This window comes from Cupriavidus basilensis (assembly GCF_000876015.1).
Taxonomy (GTDB): Bacteria; Pseudomonadota; Gammaproteobacteria; order Burkholderiales; family Burkholderiaceae; genus Cupriavidus; species Cupriavidus basilensis_B.
This window is the reverse complement of record NZ_BBQM01000004.1, coordinates 197539-213615: the sequence shown is the minus strand read 5'-3', so window position 1 is coordinate 213615 and position 16077 is coordinate 197539. Positions and strand designations below refer to the sequence as shown.

Genomic DNA, 16077 nt, shown 5'->3' with positions numbered 1-16077 from the left:
GAATCCATGCGGATACGCGCGCCCCGCCCCGGCGCGCGCACGGCATGGAGACAGCATGAAGATCCGCATCCTCAGCGACCTGCACCTCGAGCACGACTTCCCCGCAGCCATGCCCGCCTGCCCCGCCGACCTGGTGGTGCTGGCCGGCGACATCGCCAACGGCCGCACCGGCGTGGACTGGGCCGCCGGCGCCTTTGCCCAGCCGGTGGTCTACGTGCCGGGCAACCACGAATACTACGAGAGCTCATTCGACGCGGCCGACGCCGCCATGACCGACGCCGCGCGGGCCTCGGCGAACGTGCATGTGCTCAACGGCGCGGTGGCGTACTTCGACGGCGCCGGCGGCGAGCGGGTGCGCGTGATCGGCACGACCTGGTGGAGCGACTACGCGCTGTTCGGCACCGGCCGGCGCGAGGAGGCGATGCTGGCCTGCGCGGCCCGCATGGTGGACCACCGCCTGATCGAGACCGACGGGGACGACGGCCAGCGGCGGCGCTTCACCACGGCCGACGCGCTGGCGCTGCACGAGTCGGCCAGCGCCTGGCTGGCGGCACAGCTCGCCGCGCCGTTCGGCGGCAAGACCGTGGTGGTGACGCACCACGCGCCCGACCTCGGCAGCCTGGACCCGCGCTATTCGCACGACGTGGTGTCGGCCGGCTTCATCTCGCGCCGCCCGGACCTGGTCGCACAGGCCGACCTGTGGGTCCACGGCCATACGCACACGGGCTTCGACTACCGGCTCGACGGCGCGCGCGTGGTATGCAACCCGCGCGGCTACGTGCGCCGCCAGACCGGCGAGCCGGAGAACCCGGCCTTCGACTGGTGCTTCACGGTGGAGATCTGAGCGTCCGCGCGCGTCCGGGCCAATCCGCGTAAAACACCGCCGCCAAAGACAAAAACCCCCGCCGGCTCGCGCCAGCGGGGGTTTTTGCTACTGCGGGTAATGCGGGTAGAGCAGGCTGCCTGTGCGGCGGGCCGGCAGATTTACATCATGCCGTCCATGCCGCCCATGCCACCCATGCCGCCCGGCATTGCCGGAGCCGACTCGTCCTTCGGCAGTTCTGCCACGGCGCAGTCGGTGGTCAGCATCAGCGAAGCGACCGAAGCGGCGTTCTGCAGCGCGGTGCGCGTCACCTTGGTCGGGTCCAGCACGCCCATTTCCACCAGGTCACCGTACTCGCCGGTGGCGGCGTTGTAGCCGTAGTTGCCCTTGCCTTCGATGACCTTGGCCACCACGACCGAGGCTTCTTCGCCGGCGTTCAGGACGATCTGGCGCAGCGGCTCTTCCATCGCGCGCAGCACGATCTTGATGCCGGCGTTCTGGTCGGCGTTGTCGCCGGTCAGGTTGGCGATGGCAGCGCGGGCGCGCAGCAGGGCCACGCCGCCGCCGGGGACAATGCCTTCTTCCACGGCTGCGCGGGTCGCGTGCAGTGCATCTTCCACGCGGGCCTTCTTTTCCTTCATTTCGACTTCGGTGGCTGCGCCGACCTTGATCACGGCAACACCGCCGGCCAGCTTGGCCACGCGTTCTTGCAGCTTTTCACGGTCGTAGTCCGAGGTCGCTTCTTCGATCTGGGCGCGGATCTGCTTGACGCGCGCTTCGATCGAGGCTGCGTCGCCGGCGCCGTCGATGATGATGGTGTTTTCCTTGCCGATCTCGATGCGCTTGGCTTGACCCAGTTCCTGCAGGGTCGCCTTTTCCAGCGTCAGGCCGATTTCCTCGGCGATCACGGCGCCGCCGGTCAGGATGGCGATGTCTTCCAGCATGGCCTTGCGGCGGTCGCCGAAGCCCGGAGCCTTGACGGCGGCGGTCTTCAGGATGCCACGGATGTTGTTCACCACCAGGGTCGCCAGGGCTTCGCCTTCGACGTCTTCAGCGATGATCAGCAGCGGGCGGCCCGACTTGGCCACTTGTTCCAGCACCGGCAGCAGGTCGCGGATGTTCGAGATCTTCTTGTCGAACAGCAGGACGAACGGGTTGTCGAGGGCGACAACCTGCTTTTCCGGGTTGTTGATGAAGTACGGCGACAGGTAGCCGCGGTCGAACTGCATGCCTTCCACGACTTCCAGCTCGTCGGCCAGCGACTTGCCGTCTTCGACGGTGATCACGCCTTCCTTGCCGACCTTGTCCATCGCTTCCGCGATCAGCTTGCCGATCACTTCGTCGCTGTTGGCGGAGATCGAGCCGACTTGCGCGATTTCCTTGCTGGTGGTGGTGTTCTTGGTCAGCTTCTTCAGCTCTTCGACCGCGTTCAGCACGGCCTTGTCGATGCCGCGCTTCAGGTCCATCGGGTTCATGCCGGCGGCAACGTACTTCATGCCTTCGCGCACGATCGACTGGGCCAGCACGGTCGCGGTGGTGGTGCCGTCACCGGCGTTGTCGCTGGTCTTGGAAGCCACTTCCTTGACCATCTGCGCGCCCATGTTCTGCAGCTTGTCCTTCAGCTCGATTTCCTTGGCCACGGACACGCCGTCCTTGGTCACGGTCGGGCCGCCGAAGCTGCGCTCCAGCACGACGTTGCGGCCCTTCGGGCCCAGCGTCACCTTCACTGCGTTGGCGAGAATGTTCACGCCTTCGACCATCTTGGCGCGGGCGGCGTCGCCGAACACTACGTCTTTAGCTGCCATGTTCTGAATCTCCTAAATCTGTACGGATGGGGGCGTGATTACTTGTTCACCACGGCCATGATGTCTTCTTCGCGCATGACCAGCAGTTCCTGGCCATCCACCTTCACGGCCTGGCCGGCATACTTGCCGAACAGCACGCGGTCACCCACCTTGACGTCGAGCGCGATCGAAGCACCCTTGTCATCCTTCTTGCCGGGGCCCACGGCCAGCACTTCACCTTGATCAGGCTTTTCGGCAGCATTGTCGGGAATCACGATGCCGGAAGCGGTCTTGGTTTCATTGTCCAGACGCTTGACGATCACGCGGTCGTGCAAAGGACGCAGATTCATACGGACTCCTTGGTACAAAAAGTGATTTTACGTTCACAAAACTGGCCGCTTTGGCTAGCTGCCAGCAGAATCGGAAGGCTGAGAGAGCGCTGTTAGCACTCTAACCCAACGAGTGCTAATTATAGGGACGGGGGTTTACGTTTTCAAGTCAGCGACTTGATACGTGTTTACCCTTGGATCGCGCGAATTTGTTGGCCGGCCACGCCGGCGCCGCCACCGAGGGCGCTGCCGCACGCATGCAGATCTGCATGGACGGGATGCCGATAAGTTGATTTATCTTCATCCGGGCATGCCCAAGAATGGGACATCCACCACGACATTGCCAACGGAGTCCCCCATGTCCCAAGCCACCATGCAGGCCCTGATCGCCGAGCGCGCCAACGCGCCGTTCCGGGTTGCCAGCCTGCCCAGGCCGCAGGCCGGCCCCGGCGAGGTGCTGGTCCGCATCCTCGCCAGCGGCGTCAACCCGCTCGACACCAAGATCCGCGCCGGCAGCGCCGCGCATGCGCGCCAGCCGCTGCCGGCCGTGCTCGGCCTCGACCTGGCCGGCGTGGTGGAGGCGGTCGGGCCGGGCGTGACCCGCTTCGCGCCCGGCGACGAGGTCTACGGCATGACCGGCGGCGTGGGCGGCGTGCAGGGCTCGCTGGCGGAGTATGCCGCGGTCGACGCCGACCTGCTCGCGCGCAAGCCGGCCCGGCTCTCGATGCGCGAGGCGGCCGCGCTGCCGCTGGTGTTCATCACCGCGTGGGAGGGGCTGGTGGACCGGGCCGGCGTCCAGCCCGGGCAGACGGTGCTGGTGCACGGCGGCGCCGGCGGCGTGGGGCATGTCGCGGTGCAGATCGCCCGCGCGGCCGGCGCGCGGGTCCATGCCACCGGTTCGGCCGCCAGCCGGGACATCATCGAAGGTTATGGCGCGACCGCGATCGACTTCGCCACCGTCACGGTCGAGCAGTATGTCGGCCAGTACACCGGCGGCGACGGCTTCGACGTGGTCTACGACACGGTCGGCGGCAAGGTGCTGGACGACGCCTTCCTCGCCGCGCGTACCTGCGGCGGCCACGTGGTGAGCTGCCTGGGCTGGGGCACGCACAGCCTGGCGCCGCTGTCGCTGCGCGCCGCGACATACTCGGGCGTCTTCACGCTGCTCCCGCTGCTGACCGGCCGCGGCCGCGCGCGCCACGGCGCGATCCTGCGCGAGGCCGCGCGCCTGGCCGACGCCGGCAAGCTCGCCGTGCGCGTCGACCCGCGGCGCTTCGGCCTGGACGACGCCATCGAGGCGCACCGCGCCATCGAGACCGGCACGGCGCGGGGCAAGCTCGTGGTGGAAATCGCGCGGCGCTAGCGCGCGCCGGCCGCCGCGGAGGTGGCGGGCGGCGCGCGAATCAAAACGGGGAACAAAGGCGGATAACCGGCCCATTTCCCGTGAATCGGAATCGGATCATGGGAATTCCCTGTTTTTGGTTCGCCATTTTCATGGAAAACCCTTTAAGAAAAATTAAGACAAATCTCATCAAATAAACAGGGATTGGACGATGCCGTGCCGGCACCCTGTCAACCGCCTTCGACGCATTCGCCATCCGGACGCGGACATTCCCCCGCGCTTTCGCCGTATTGCCGCCACATTTCCGCCGCATCGCCGCCTCCGCCCGACGACTGCCGCGCAGGCAACGGCCGTCTTCCGGCATCGTCATCGTTTAAGAATAATCCCAATTTCGCGCGCCGTATTTCTCGCGCCGGTCGCCGCCGCGCCACCGATGCCGCATAAAAACAAATCGCTTTACTCTTCGCCACCATCCTCATCTAATTGAGAGCGGCGCGCGGATATTCCGGCGCCGTCACTGTTTACCGGCCTGGATTGCCGGTTCAGCCGCGAATGCCGCCGGCAAATCCCATGCGGAGCCCCACCGCGTGCCGCCCAGTCAAGATCGGAGGAGATTCATGGCACGCCCAGTCCCACCCCCAATGCTTGTCCGCGACGCCAGTGCCGCGCAAGCTGCCGCCAGCCGGCGCGCATGGCCGCGGCCATGACCGAACGCGGCCACGGCGCCCGCGACCGGCGCAGTTCGCGCCGCGCGCCGGCCGTGCTCGGCGCGGCGCGGCACGATGCGCTGCAGGCGCTGGCGAACGCCGGCATCGGCGTGGCCGGCGCCAGGCTCGCCTGCCTGCTGGGCCGCCACGTCACGCTGTCGATCCCGCGCATCGGCGTGGCCGACCCGGAGCGGCTCAAGGAGGAAATCGAGCGGCGGCTCGGCGCCATGCGCGGCATGGTGGCCTTCCGCCAGAGCTTCCGCGCTGACATCGCCGGCGAGAGCCTGGTGTTCTTCGCGCGCGACGGCGCGCGCGAACTTTGCGAGGCGCTCTACGGGCGCCAGGACCTGGCCAGCGAGAGCGGCGAAAGCGGCGAGTGCGGCGAGAGCGGCCAAGGCGGCGGGACCGCGCTGCGCGGCCTGCTGCCCGAAGTGGCGAACGTGCTCGCGGGCGCGTGCGTCTGCGGCCTGCTCGGGCAGCTCGGCCGCGTGCCGGCCTTCTCCGTGCCGCGCGAGACCGACGCGGCGCAGATCGTCGGCGCCATCGCCAGGTCGGGCAATCCGGCCGCGGGCAGCGCGCTGCTGCTCGACCTGCACGTCCGCATCGAGGACCGCCGCTTCCGGGCCTGCCTGGCCGCGCTGCTGGCGCGCAGCGCGTTCGGGCGGCTGTGCGCGGCGCTCGACGCGACCCTCGACAGCCTGTAGCACGGCGGCATCCGCCCGCAGCATCGGCAACGCCCGGAGCCCCCGACATGCCTCTCGAACCGTCCCAGCAGGCGCGCCTGCACGAACTGGCGCTGGCGCGCATGGGCTGCGGCGTGTTCGTGGTGGACCGCGAGCACCGCATCGCGCTGTGGAACCACTTCATGGCGGACCGCAGCGGCGTGAGCGCGGAAGCCGCGCTGGGCCAGCGGCTGCTCGGCCTGTTTCCCGAGCTGCCCGCGGCGTGGCTGCGGCGCACGCTCGAATCGGTGTTCCTGCTGAAGATCAGCGCGTTCACCTCGTGGGAGCACCGGCCCTACCTGTTCCGCTTCCCGCACGACCTGCCGGTCACGTGCGACTTCGAATGGATGCGGCAGGACTGCGAGTTCCTGCCGCTCATGGAAGGCGACGAGGTCATCGCCGTGTGCGTGACCATCCTCGACGCGACCGAGCTCGCCATCGCGCAGCGCGCGCGCGACGAGGCCGTCGACGCGCTGCGCGAGGCGTCGATCCGCGACGCGCTGACCGGGCTCTACAACCGCCGCTATATCGAGGACCGCCTGCAGGAGGAATTCCACCGCTGGCGCAAGTCCGGCCGCGCGCTCTCCGTGCTGATCTTCGACCTGGACCACTTCAAGCGCATCAACGACGACCACGGCCACCCGGGCGGCGACGCGGTGCTCAAGGCGGTGGCGCAGCGGGTCGCCGCCTGCCTGCGCGACCGCGACGTGGTGGCCCGCTACGGCGGCGAGGAATTCGCCGTGCTGTTGCCGAACACGGCGTTTGCCGACGCCATCGCGGTGGCGGAGCGGATCCGCGGCGCCATCCGCGCCGAGACGGTGCGCTACGCCGGCCACGCCATCGCCGTCAGCGCGAGCGTGGGCGTGGCGCAGGCCTGCCACGCGACCGCCAGCGCGGACCAGCTCGTGCACCAGGCCGACGAGGCGCTCTACCGCGCCAAGGCGGCCGGCCGCAACCGGGTGGCCTTCTAGCCGGCGGGAGGGATGGAAGGAGGGGCGGAGGGATGAGCGGAGCGATCGGCGGCAGGATCGGCGCCGGGCGGCGCGCCGCCATCGCCAAGCTGCTCGAACACGGCGTCGAGGAACGCGCGCAGCCGGCCCTGCCGGCGCAGGTCGCGGTGGTAGCCCACCCACACGTCGCGGCCCGGCGGCGGCTCGCCCAGGTCGACCGCCCGCAGGCCGCCGACGCGCTCGGCCAGCAGGCACGGCAGCACCGCCAGCCCGGCGCCGGCCGCGCACAGCCGGGCCTGCGCCTCGCGGCTGTTGCTGCCGAACGCCACCCTGGCCGCGGGCAGCAGCCGGCGCATCCAGGCCACGTCCGGCAGGTCGGCGAAGCCGGTGTCGAGCGTCAGCAGCGCGTGGCCCTCGCCACCGCCCGCGCGCGGCGGCGCCACGCCGGGCGCCGCGTAGAGCGCGTATTCCATGCGCATGAGCTTGCGCTGCACCACGTCGGCCTCGTCGAAGGCGCGGATGCGGAACACCAGGTCGGCCTCGCGCCGCGCCAGGCTGAACAGGCGCGCGTCCGTCACCAGTTCCACCGCCACGCGCGGATGCGCGCGGATGAAGCCGGCGATCACCGGCGTGAGCATGTGCACGCCGAACCAGTCCGACGACGAGACGCGCAGCATGCCGTCGAGCTCCCGCCCGCGCCCGGACAGCTGGCGCGCGAAGGCCAGCGCCTCTTCCTCCATGCGCTCCGCGTGCGCGAACACGGCGGCGCCCTCGGCGGTCAGCACGAAACCGTCGCTGGTGCGCTGGAACAGCGTCTGCCCGAGCGCCTGCTCCAGCGCCCTGAGCCGGCGCCCCATCGTCGGCTGGGTCTGCCCGATCGCGCGCGCGGCGCCGCCCAGGCTGCCGGCCCGCGCGATCGCGAGGAAGATCCTGATGTCGCTCCACTCCATCTGCCTGCACTCCCCGGTCGAATCGAAAAGCCGGACGCCGCGCAACGACGGCGGCGGCAACGGGCGCCTCACGCCCGGCGGGCTAGGCCGCGTCGGTGCGGAACCAGCCGGTGAGCGCCCAGCGCGTGCGCCGGCACGGCAGCACCTCGTGCGGGATCAGGTCGCTGCGGAACACCACCAGCCGCGCCAGGCGCGGCAGCACGCGGTGCGGCGCGGCGCCGGGAGCGCCGGGGGCGCTATCGGGCGCGCTGTCGGACGCGCTATCGGGCGCATTCTCGGCCACGTCGCCGCACGCATCGTCGGGCGGGTAGATCGCCAGCTCGCCGCCGTCGTGCTCGCCCCACTCCGCATTCAGATAGAGCACCAGCGAGATCTGGCGGTCGCGCATCGCGCGGTGCTGGTCGAGGTGCTTCTTGTATGCGGTGCCGGCCGGATAGTGCGAGAAGTGGAATTCCTCGCGCCGCAGGCCGAGGAAGTAGCGGGCGTTGAGCGCCCGGCGGAATCCCTCGGCCCAGGCCTGGAACTCGCGCACGGCCGGGCCGGCCGGGGCGTCGTCGAGCCACAGGATCGCGTCGCCGCGGATGCCCGGCTCGCGCGTCGTGCCCTCGCCCCGGCCCACCCGCGCCGGATGGAACAGCCCGGCCTCCCAGGCCGCGCGGCTCTCGCCGTGCAGGCGGGTCGCCAGCGCGCGGCCGATCAGGTCGTCGGAGACCGCCCAGCCTTGCGCTTCAAGGTCGGCAAACAGGTTTTCCAGCTCGGACATGGACAAGGAGATGCAGGAATGGATGGGATGAGGCGGGCGGCGCAAGGCGGGGCGGCACCGCCGGGGCGAAGCCGCCCGGAGCGGCGCGACCGCGCAGGCGCCACCGCCGGCGGCGATTATACGGCGCGCCGCCGCGCCAGCCTACATGCCGCCGCTGTCGAGATATTCCAGCGCCATGCGCACCGCGCGGCGCGCCTTGAGCGCGTAGACGACCTGGCGGTCGCGGATGATCAGGGCCAGCACGTCGGCCTGCGTCATCTCGCGGAAGTGGTGGCTGGCGCGCGCCAGGTTCAGCCCGGCCACGCTGGCCAGGTCGCTGGCGGGCATGCCCGCGTCGCCCGCCTCCAGCAGCGCGCGGCAGATGGCGGCGCGCGCCGGCACGGTCAGCAGCGCATAGGTGAGTGTGCTTTCTTGATCGGTCTCCATAACCCCGCCTTCCCGCTGGTCGTCCGGATCGTCGCTGCGCGCCGGCCGGCGGCCCGCCCGACACCTACTTTCTACGCGGCGGCCCAGGCAAAAGCAACCTGCCGGCGCGCGCCGCCGCACAATTACACAAGATTACAACAGCCTGGCGCGCGCGCCCGGACGGGCCGCGTCAGGCCGCGCGGCAAGACAATGCGCGTGGCGAATGGTTCCTGCCAGCCGCGCGCAGCGCGGCGCTGCCGCACCGCACAAGCCCCCGCCCGCTGCAAGATGCCGTAACAGGGCCGCGAACCGGCGTCGCGGCCCCGGCGCCCGGTGTCGTGCACGCGGCACATCGCGGCGGCGGCATGCCGCGGGCGGCGCGCAACGCCGTAAACCAATGAAATATTCGGTAATGCGCGGCGCGTTTCACCGCGCCGCGCGCGGCACTATCCTTGCGATAAGCAACTTCGCGGCGCCCCGCGGGCGGCGCGCATCCGTCCATGCCCGACGGCATCCCGGTCCCCCGCCGCCGTGCCGCCGTGTCCCCGGGCGAGACACACCGCGAAGCGTTGCAGGACAGTGCAAAAAACCGGCATCACCCATGAAGGCTCGTCCATGACGCCCGACCGTCTACCCCGCCCATGAAGACAGCGCGCCCGCTTGCGCCGCGCAAGCTCTGCATCGCCCTGGCCTGCGCCTGGCTGGCCGGCTGCGCCGTCGGCCCCGACTACCAGCGCCCGCCGGCCGACGCGCCGGCCGCCTACCGCGAGGCCACGCCGCCCGACCACCAGTGGAAGATCGCCGAGCCGCGGCCGGTGGACCTGGACCACGACTGGTGGAGCGGCTTCGACGATGCCCGCCTGAACCAACTGGTGACGCAGGCCAACGCGGCCAACCAGACCCTGCGCCAGGCCGAGGCGCAATACCGGCAGGCGCGCGCGCTGGCGCAGGCGGCGCGCGCCGGCCTGTTCCCGACGCTCGGCGCCGGCGCCTCGGTGGGCCGCGCGCGCAGCAGCACGCTGGGCATGGCGTCGGTGTCCAACACGCATTCGGCCAGCCTGGACGCCAGCTGGGAAGTCGACCTGTGGGGCCAGGTGCGGCGCACCATCGAAGCCGCGCGGGACAACTCGCAGGCCAGCGCCGCGGATCTGGCCGCGGCCCGGCTGACCATCCAGGGCGAGCTGGTGCAGGACTACGTGCAGCTGCGCGTGACCGACGTGCTCAAGGCGCTGTTCGCGCGCACGCTGACCGCCTACGAGGCATCGCTCAAGCTCACGCAGAGCCAGTTCCGCGCCGGCGTGGCCACCTCGGGCGACGTCGCGCTGGCGCAGGTCACGCTGGAATCGGCGCGCGCGCAGGCGATCGACCTGGACGTGCAGCGCACCCAGCTCGAGCACGCCATCGCCGTGCTGGTCGGGCGCGCGCCGGCCGAGTTCTCGCTGCCGCCGGCCGAGTTCGCCATGCGCCCGCTGGCGGTGCCGCCGGGGCTGCCCTCGGCGCTGCTCGAGCGCCGCCCCGACATCGCCGCGGCCGAGCGCCGCATGGCCGCGGCCAACGCCAACATCGGCGTGGCGCGCGCGGCGTACTTCCCTTCGCTGGTGCTGTCGGCCGTGGGCGGCGGCAGCAGCGGCAGCCTCGCCGACTGGTTCGGCCCGCCCGGGCGCGTGTGGTCGCTCGGCGCGGCGCTGGCCGGCACCATCTTCGACGGCGGCCTGCGCAACGCGCAGAACGACCAGGCCGTGGCCGCCTACGACGGCGCCGCGGCCGCCTACCGCCAGACCGTGCTCGGCGGCATGCAGGAAGTGGAGGACAACCTCTCCGCGCTGCGCGTGCTCGACGACGAAGTGGTGGTGCAGGACCGCGCGGTGGAAGCCGCGCGCACCGCCGAGCGCGTGAGCCTGGCGCAGTACCGCGCCGGCACGACGTCTTACCTGACGGTGGTAACGGCACAGGCCCTTTCGCTGTCCAATGAACGTAGCGCGATCCAGGTGCGCGGCCGCGAGCTGGCCGCCAGCGTGGGGCTGATCAAGGCGATCGGCGGCGGCTGGAGCAGCGATGCGCTGGCCCGGGCCGATGGCACGGGCGCGAGCGGCGGCGACAGTACCGCCGGCGCCACCCCGCCCTCGCCCGCCCCGGCCCACCCCTGATTTGCATCGGCAGACTTACTTTCCAAGGCATTCCATGGCGACTCAGCCCTCCCGCCGCAACCCCTTCCTGATCGGCCTCGCCGTGTTCGCGCTGGCCGTGCTGGCCTGGTTCGCCAGCGGCCCGCTCAAGCACATGCTGGCGCCGCGGCAGGCGGCCGCGCCCGCGCCCGCGGTCGCCGTGTCCAGCGCGCTGGCCAGGCGCGAGGACGTGCCGATCGGCCTGACCGGCGTCGGCACCGTGCAGGCGATGGCCACGGTGACGGTCAAGTCGCGCGTGGACGGCCAGCTCGACCGCGTCGGCTTCGTCGAGGGCCAGGACGTCAAGGCCGGCCAGCTGCTCGCGCAGATCGACCCGCGCACGTTCCAGGCGCAGCTGCAGCAGGCCCAGGCGCAGAAGGCGCGCGACGAGGCGCAGCTCGCCAACGCCCGCGTGGACCTCAAGCGCTTCGAGGGCCTGATCCTCGAAAACGCCACCACGCAGCAGACGCTCGACACCCAGCGCGCGCTGGTGGCGCAGCTCGCCGCCACCGTGAAGAACGACGACGCGCAGGTCAACGCCGCGCGCGTGCAGCTGGACTTCACCACCATCAACGCGCCGCTGTCCGGGCGCGTGGGCGCGCGCCTGGTGGACCCCGGCAACATCATCCACGCGGCCGACGCCAGCGGCATCGTGGTGATCCGCCAGATCGACCCGATCGACGTGGTCTTCACGCTGCCCGACGGCGACTTCCAGCGCATCAACCACGCCATCCAGACCAGCGGCACGCCGCTGGCCGTGGAAGCCATGGAGCGCGAGAGCGGCAAGCCGCTCGGCCGCGGCAGCCTGATCCTGCTCAACAACACCATCGACACCACCTCCGGCACGATCCAGCTCAAGGGCCGCTTCCCCAACCCGACCCACACGCTGTGGCCGGGCCAGTACGTCAACGCGCGGCTGGTGCTGGGCGAGCGCGACCAGGCACTGACCATCCCCGCGCCGGCGGTGCAGCGCGGCCAGGCCGGCACCTACGTCTACGTGGTGCAGGCCGACCACACCGTGGCCTCGCGCCCGGTCGAGGTGACGGAGATCCAGGACACGCGCGCCATCATCGCCCGGGGCCTGGCCCCGGACGAGCGCGTGGTGGTGGACGGCCAGTACAAGCTCAAGCCCGGCGCGCGCGTGACCGAAAGCGCGCCCGCCGGCACCGTGGCCAGCGCGGGCGGCGGACCTGCCGCCGCGCCATCCGCCACCCCGGCCGCGGCCGGCGCCGGGAACGCACGGCCATGAGCATTTCCGCCAACTTCATCAAGCGCCCGATCGGCACCTCGCTGCTGGCGCTGGCGCTGCTGCTGGTCGGCGTGGCGGCCTGGCCGCTGCTGCCGATCGCGCCGCTGCCGCAGGTCGACTTCCCCACCATCCAGGTCTCGGCCTCGCTGCCCGGCGCCAGCCCGGAGACGATGGCGTCGAACGTGGCGCAGCCGCTCGAGCGCCAGTTCTCGCTGATCGCCGGCCTCACGCAGATGACCTCGGCCAGCGCCCAGGGCAACGCGCAGATCACGCTGCAGTTCGACCTGAACCGCAACATCGACGCCGCCGCGGTCGACGTGCAGGCCGCCATCAACGCCGCCAGCGGCCAGTTGCCGAGCAACCTGCCGACGCCGCCGACCTTCCGCAAGATCAACCCTGCGGACTCGCCGATCCTGGTGCTGGCGGTGCAGTCCGACACCCTGCCGCTGACCGAGATCAACGACTACGCCGACAACGTGCTGGCGCAGCAGATCTCGCAGATCTCCGGCGTGGGCCTGGTCAACATCGGCGGCCAGCAGAAGCCCGCTGTGCGCATCCAGGTGGACCCGCAGAAGCTGTCCTCGATGGGCATGAGCCTGGAAGACGTGCGCGGCGTGATCGCCTCGACCACCGTCAACCAGCCGACCGGCGCCACCGACGGGCGCACCAAGGCCTTCAACGTCTACACCAACGACCAGCTCACCAAGGCCGCGCCGTGGAACGACATGGTGCTGGCCTACCGCAACGGCGCGCCGGTGCGCGTGCGCGACGTGGGCGTGGCGGTGGACGCGCCCGAGAACGTCAAGCTGGCCGGCTGGGGCTTCGCGGGCGCGGCCGCGCCCGCGGACAACACCTTCCACAACGGGCGCGCCATCATCCTCGCCATCACCAAGCAGCCCGGCGCCAACGTGATCGAGACGGTGGACCGCATCCGCGCCGCGCTGCCGCGCCTGCAGGCCGCCATCCCGCCCACCATCAGCGTCAACACGCTGGTCGACCGCACCCAGACCATCCGCGCCTCGGTGGCCGACGTCGAGTTCACGCTGGTGCTGACCATCGCGCTGGTGGTGATGATCATCTTCATCTTCCTGCGCAACGTGGCCGCCACCGTGATCCCGAGCGTCACCGTGCCGCTGGCGCTGCTCGGCACCGCGGGCGCGATGTACCTGCTCGGCTACAGCCTGGACAACCTGTCGCTGATGGCGCTCACCATCGCGGTGGGCTTCGTGGTGGACGACGCCATCGTCATGCTGGAGAACATCTACCGCCACGTCGAAGACGGCATGACGCCGATGGAGGCCGCGCTCAAGGGCGCCGGCGAGATCGCCTTCACCATCGTGTCGATCTCGGTCTCGCTGGTGGCGGTGTTCATTCCGCTGCTGCTGATGGGCGGCATCGTCGGGCGGCTGTTCCGCGAGTTCGCCGTGACCGTCACGCTGACCATCGGGGTGTCGGTGATCGTCTCGCTCACGCTCACGCCGATGCTGTGCTCGCGCTACCTGACGCCGCCGCGCGGGCACCAGCACGGGCGCCTCTACCAGTGGTTCGAGCGCGGCTTCGACACCATGCTGGCCGGCTACAAGCGCGGGCTCGACGTGGTGATGCGCCACCAGTTCATCACGCTGTGCGTGTTCATCGGCACGGTGGCCACCACCGTGGCGCTGTTCGTCTACATCCCCAAGGGCTTCTTCCCGCAGCAGGACACCGGCTTCATGTTCGGCTTCGCCGAGTCCGCCCAGGACGCCTCGTTCAAGTCGATGAACGCGCGCATGGTGCAGCTGGCCGACGTGGTGCGCGCCGACCCCGACGTGATGGCGGTCGGCATGACCGGCGGGCAGAACACCATCAACACCGGCAACTTCTTCATCAGCCTGCGGCCCAAGGACCAGGGCCGCACCGCCAGCGCCGACGAGATCATCGCGCGGCTGCGCCCGAAGCTGGCGCAGGTGCAGGGCGCCAACCTGTTCCTGCAGGCCGGCCAGGACATCAACGTGGGCGGGCGGCTGTCGCGCACGCAGTACCAGTACACGCTGGTGGACGCCAACCTCGACGAACTCAACCAGTGGGCGCCGCGCATCCTGGAGCGCCTGCGCGGCCTGCCGGAGCTGACCGACGTCGCCTCCGACCAGCAGAACGCCGCCGCCGCCGCGCGCCTGACCATCGACCGCGCGCGCGCCTCCAGCTTCGGCATCACGCCGGCGCTGATCGACGCCACGCTGTACGACGCCATCGGCCAGCGCCAGGTGGCGCAGTACTTCACGCAGATCAACAGCTACCACGTGATCCTCGAAGCCACGCCGGCGCTGCAGGAAGACCCGACCCTGTTCTCGAAGCTCTACGTCACCTCGCCGCTGACCGGCGAGCAGGTGCCGCTGTCCACCTTCGTCAAGATCGACACCAACAGCACCGCCTACCTGTCGATCAGCCACCAGGGGCAGTTCCCCGCCGTCACCATCTCGTTCAACCTGGCCAGGGGCGCGGCGCTCGGCGACGCGGTCAACGCCATCAACAGCACGCTCGCCGGCATGGGCCGCCCGCAGACGCTGGGCGGCTCGTTCCAGGGCACCGCCCAGGCCTTCGGCGCGTCGCTGGCATCGCAGCCCTACCTGATCGCCGCCGCGCTGATCGCCGTGTACATCGTGCTCGGCCTGCTGTACGAGAGCTACATCCACCCGCTCACCATCCTCTCGACGCTGCCCTCCGCCGGCGTGGGCGCGCTGCTGATCCTGCTCGCCGGCGGCTACGACCTCACCGTGATCGCGCTGATCGGCATCATCCTGCTGATCGGCATCGTCAAGAAGAACGGCATCATGATGGTCGACTTCGCGCTCACGGCCGAGCGCGAGCACGGCATGACGCCCGAGCAGGCCATCTACCAGGCCTGCCTGCTGCGCTTCCGCCCGATCATGATGACCACCATGTGCGCGCTGCTGTCCGGGCTGCCGCTGATGCTGGGGCATGGCGCCGGGTCCGAGCTGCGCAGGCCGCTCGGCTACGCGATGGTCGGCGGGCTGGTGTTGTCGCAGGCGCTGACGCTGTTCACCACGCCGGTGGTCTATCTGTATCTGGACCGGGCGCATTATTGGTATGTGAAGCGCAAGGAGCGCCGGGCGCGGCGCAGGGCGGGGTTGGCTCCGCATGACGAACCTGGGGCGCCCGTTTCGCGTGTGTTGGCGGGTGGGGAGGGGGATTGAGGGGGTTTTGATTTGGCTTCGAAGGTAAAGGCTTTAACGTTAAAGGCTTAGCTTCAAAGTCAAAGGCTTAAGATCAAAGGCTTAAAGTCAAAATCTTAAAGTCAAAGTCAAAGGCTTTCGCGCCCCCGGCGCGACCTACTTTCTTTTTTCCGAAAAGAAAGTAGGCAAAGAAAGCGGACTGCCTGGCCGGCAGGGGCAGAAACGTTGGGGTTTCTGGTATTTCTGGTTTCGTCGTGGGGTCTGAGGTTCTGCTGGCATCCTGCCGTTACCGGCGCGAACCACCGCGACTTTGCTGGCGGTGTTGGTTTCGTGGTCAGACCTATGATGGCGAGTGCACTGCTTGTTCGGCTATCTGCCGTTACCGGTTTGGGCGGCCACGACATAGCATCCTCGTGGTTTCGTGGTGGGCGCGGTGGCCCCAGCGCGGGTGTGCGGGGTTGCTGGAACCGGGATTGCTGGGCCACTGCGCCCACCACGAAACCAGCACCGTCCCTATGCCGTGGGCATCCGCCCCGGTCGCGGCAGCAGCCTGAAGGGCCTGGGCCAACGCCATCATGCAGCGTCACCACGAATCCAATTTCGCTTGCGACGCCGCAGGCAAGCAAACCGGTAGCGTCAGCAGCCTCATCGAAGCCAACGCCCGCACCACGAAACCACCACGCAAGTAAAGTCTGAGCGCCCAGCCCCCCTGCAA

12 protein-coding genes are annotated in these 16077 nt (G+C 70.0%); 7 read left to right on the top strand and 5 right to left on the bottom strand.

Annotated features, from left to right (window positions below; all coding sequences use genetic code 11):
- Positions 1–55 precede the first annotated feature (55 nt).
- Positions 56–844 (top strand): metallophosphoesterase, encoded by a 789-nt coding sequence (locus tag KF708C_RS03185; RefSeq protein WP_059410721.1) that lies wholly within the window; start codon positions 56–58, stop codon positions 842–844.
- A gap of 140 nt (positions 845–984) precedes the next feature.
- Here the strand turns inward: KF708C_RS03185 and groL are convergent, their stop codons facing one another.
- Both groL and groES read right to left on the bottom strand, forming a co-directional pair.
- Positions 985–2628: a chaperonin GroEL gene (groL, locus tag KF708C_RS03180; RefSeq protein WP_059410720.1), complete on the bottom strand. Its 1644-nt coding sequence runs from the start codon at positions 2626–2628 to the stop codon at positions 985–987.
- A 38-nt stretch (positions 2629–2666) separates the two neighbouring features.
- Positions 2667–2957, bottom strand: a complete 291-nt coding sequence (groES, locus tag KF708C_RS03175) for a co-chaperone GroES (RefSeq protein WP_017225479.1) — start codon at positions 2955–2957, stop codon at positions 2667–2669.
- A 337-nt stretch (positions 2958–3294) separates the two neighbouring features.
- Between groES and KF708C_RS03170 the strand changes: the two genes are divergently transcribed.
- The 3 genes from KF708C_RS03170 (at position 3295) to KF708C_RS03160 (ending at position 6678) form a co-directional block, all read left to right on the top strand.
- Positions 3295–4299: a zinc-dependent alcohol dehydrogenase family protein gene (locus KF708C_RS03170; protein WP_059410719.1), complete on the top strand. Its 1005-nt coding sequence runs from the start codon at positions 3295–3297 to the stop codon at positions 4297–4299.
- Positions 4300–4981: 682 nt separating this feature from the next.
- The gene (locus tag KF708C_RS03165; RefSeq protein WP_156173715.1) at positions 4982–5689 is read left to right on the top strand and encodes a hypothetical protein; all 708 of its coding nucleotides are present in this window, start codon (positions 4982–4984) and stop codon (positions 5687–5689) included.
- A gap of 47 nt (positions 5690–5736) precedes the next feature.
- The gene (locus tag KF708C_RS03160) at positions 5737–6678 is read left to right on the top strand and encodes a GGDEF domain-containing protein (protein ID WP_020206764.1); all 942 of its coding nucleotides are present in this window, start codon (positions 5737–5739) and stop codon (positions 6676–6678) included.
- On the opposite strand, the gene KF708C_RS03155 is transcribed toward KF708C_RS03160, so the two are convergent.
- The 3 genes from KF708C_RS03155 to KF708C_RS03145 all read right to left on the bottom strand — a co-directional run bounded on the left by KF708C_RS03155 (position 6675) and on the right by KF708C_RS03145 (position 8796).
- Positions 6675–7607: a LysR family transcriptional regulator gene (locus KF708C_RS03155; RefSeq protein WP_059410717.1), complete on the bottom strand. Its 933-nt coding sequence runs from the start codon at positions 7605–7607 to the stop codon at positions 6675–6677. The genes KF708C_RS03160 and KF708C_RS03155 overlap by 4 nt on opposite strands.
- Before the next feature lie 82 nt (positions 7608–7689).
- The gene (locus KF708C_RS03150) at positions 7690–8370 is read right to left on the bottom strand and encodes a 2OG-Fe(II) oxygenase (protein ID WP_059410716.1); all 681 of its coding nucleotides are present in this window, start codon (positions 8368–8370) and stop codon (positions 7690–7692) included.
- A 141-nt stretch (positions 8371–8511) separates the two neighbouring features.
- Entirely contained in the window at positions 8512–8796 is a 285-nt protein-coding gene (locus KF708C_RS03145; RefSeq protein ID WP_020206761.1) for a winged helix-turn-helix domain-containing protein, read from the bottom strand.
- Between the two features lie 620 nt (positions 8797–9416).
- On the opposite strand from KF708C_RS03145, the gene KF708C_RS03140 reads away from it, so the two are divergent.
- From KF708C_RS03140 to KF708C_RS03130, 3 genes are read left to right on the top strand one after another with little or no spacing between them, the layout of a single operon-like run.
- Positions 9417–10922 (top strand): efflux transporter outer membrane subunit, encoded by a 1506-nt coding sequence (locus KF708C_RS03140; protein ID WP_059410715.1) that lies wholly within the window; start codon positions 9417–9419, stop codon positions 10920–10922.
- A gap of 34 nt (positions 10923–10956) precedes the next feature.
- Positions 10957–12189 carry an efflux RND transporter periplasmic adaptor subunit gene (locus tag KF708C_RS03135; protein ID WP_059410714.1) on the top strand — a complete coding sequence of 411 codons (1233 nt, stop codon included), beginning with the start codon at positions 10957–10959 and terminating at the stop codon, positions 12187–12189.
- Complete coding sequence (locus KF708C_RS03130) at positions 12186–15383, top strand: efflux RND transporter permease subunit (RefSeq protein ID WP_059410713.1); 3198 nt, start codon at positions 12186–12188, stop codon at positions 15381–15383. The genes KF708C_RS03135 and KF708C_RS03130 overlap by 4 nt, the downstream gene beginning before the upstream one ends.
- The last annotated feature ends 694 nt before the right edge of the window (positions 15384–16077 follow it).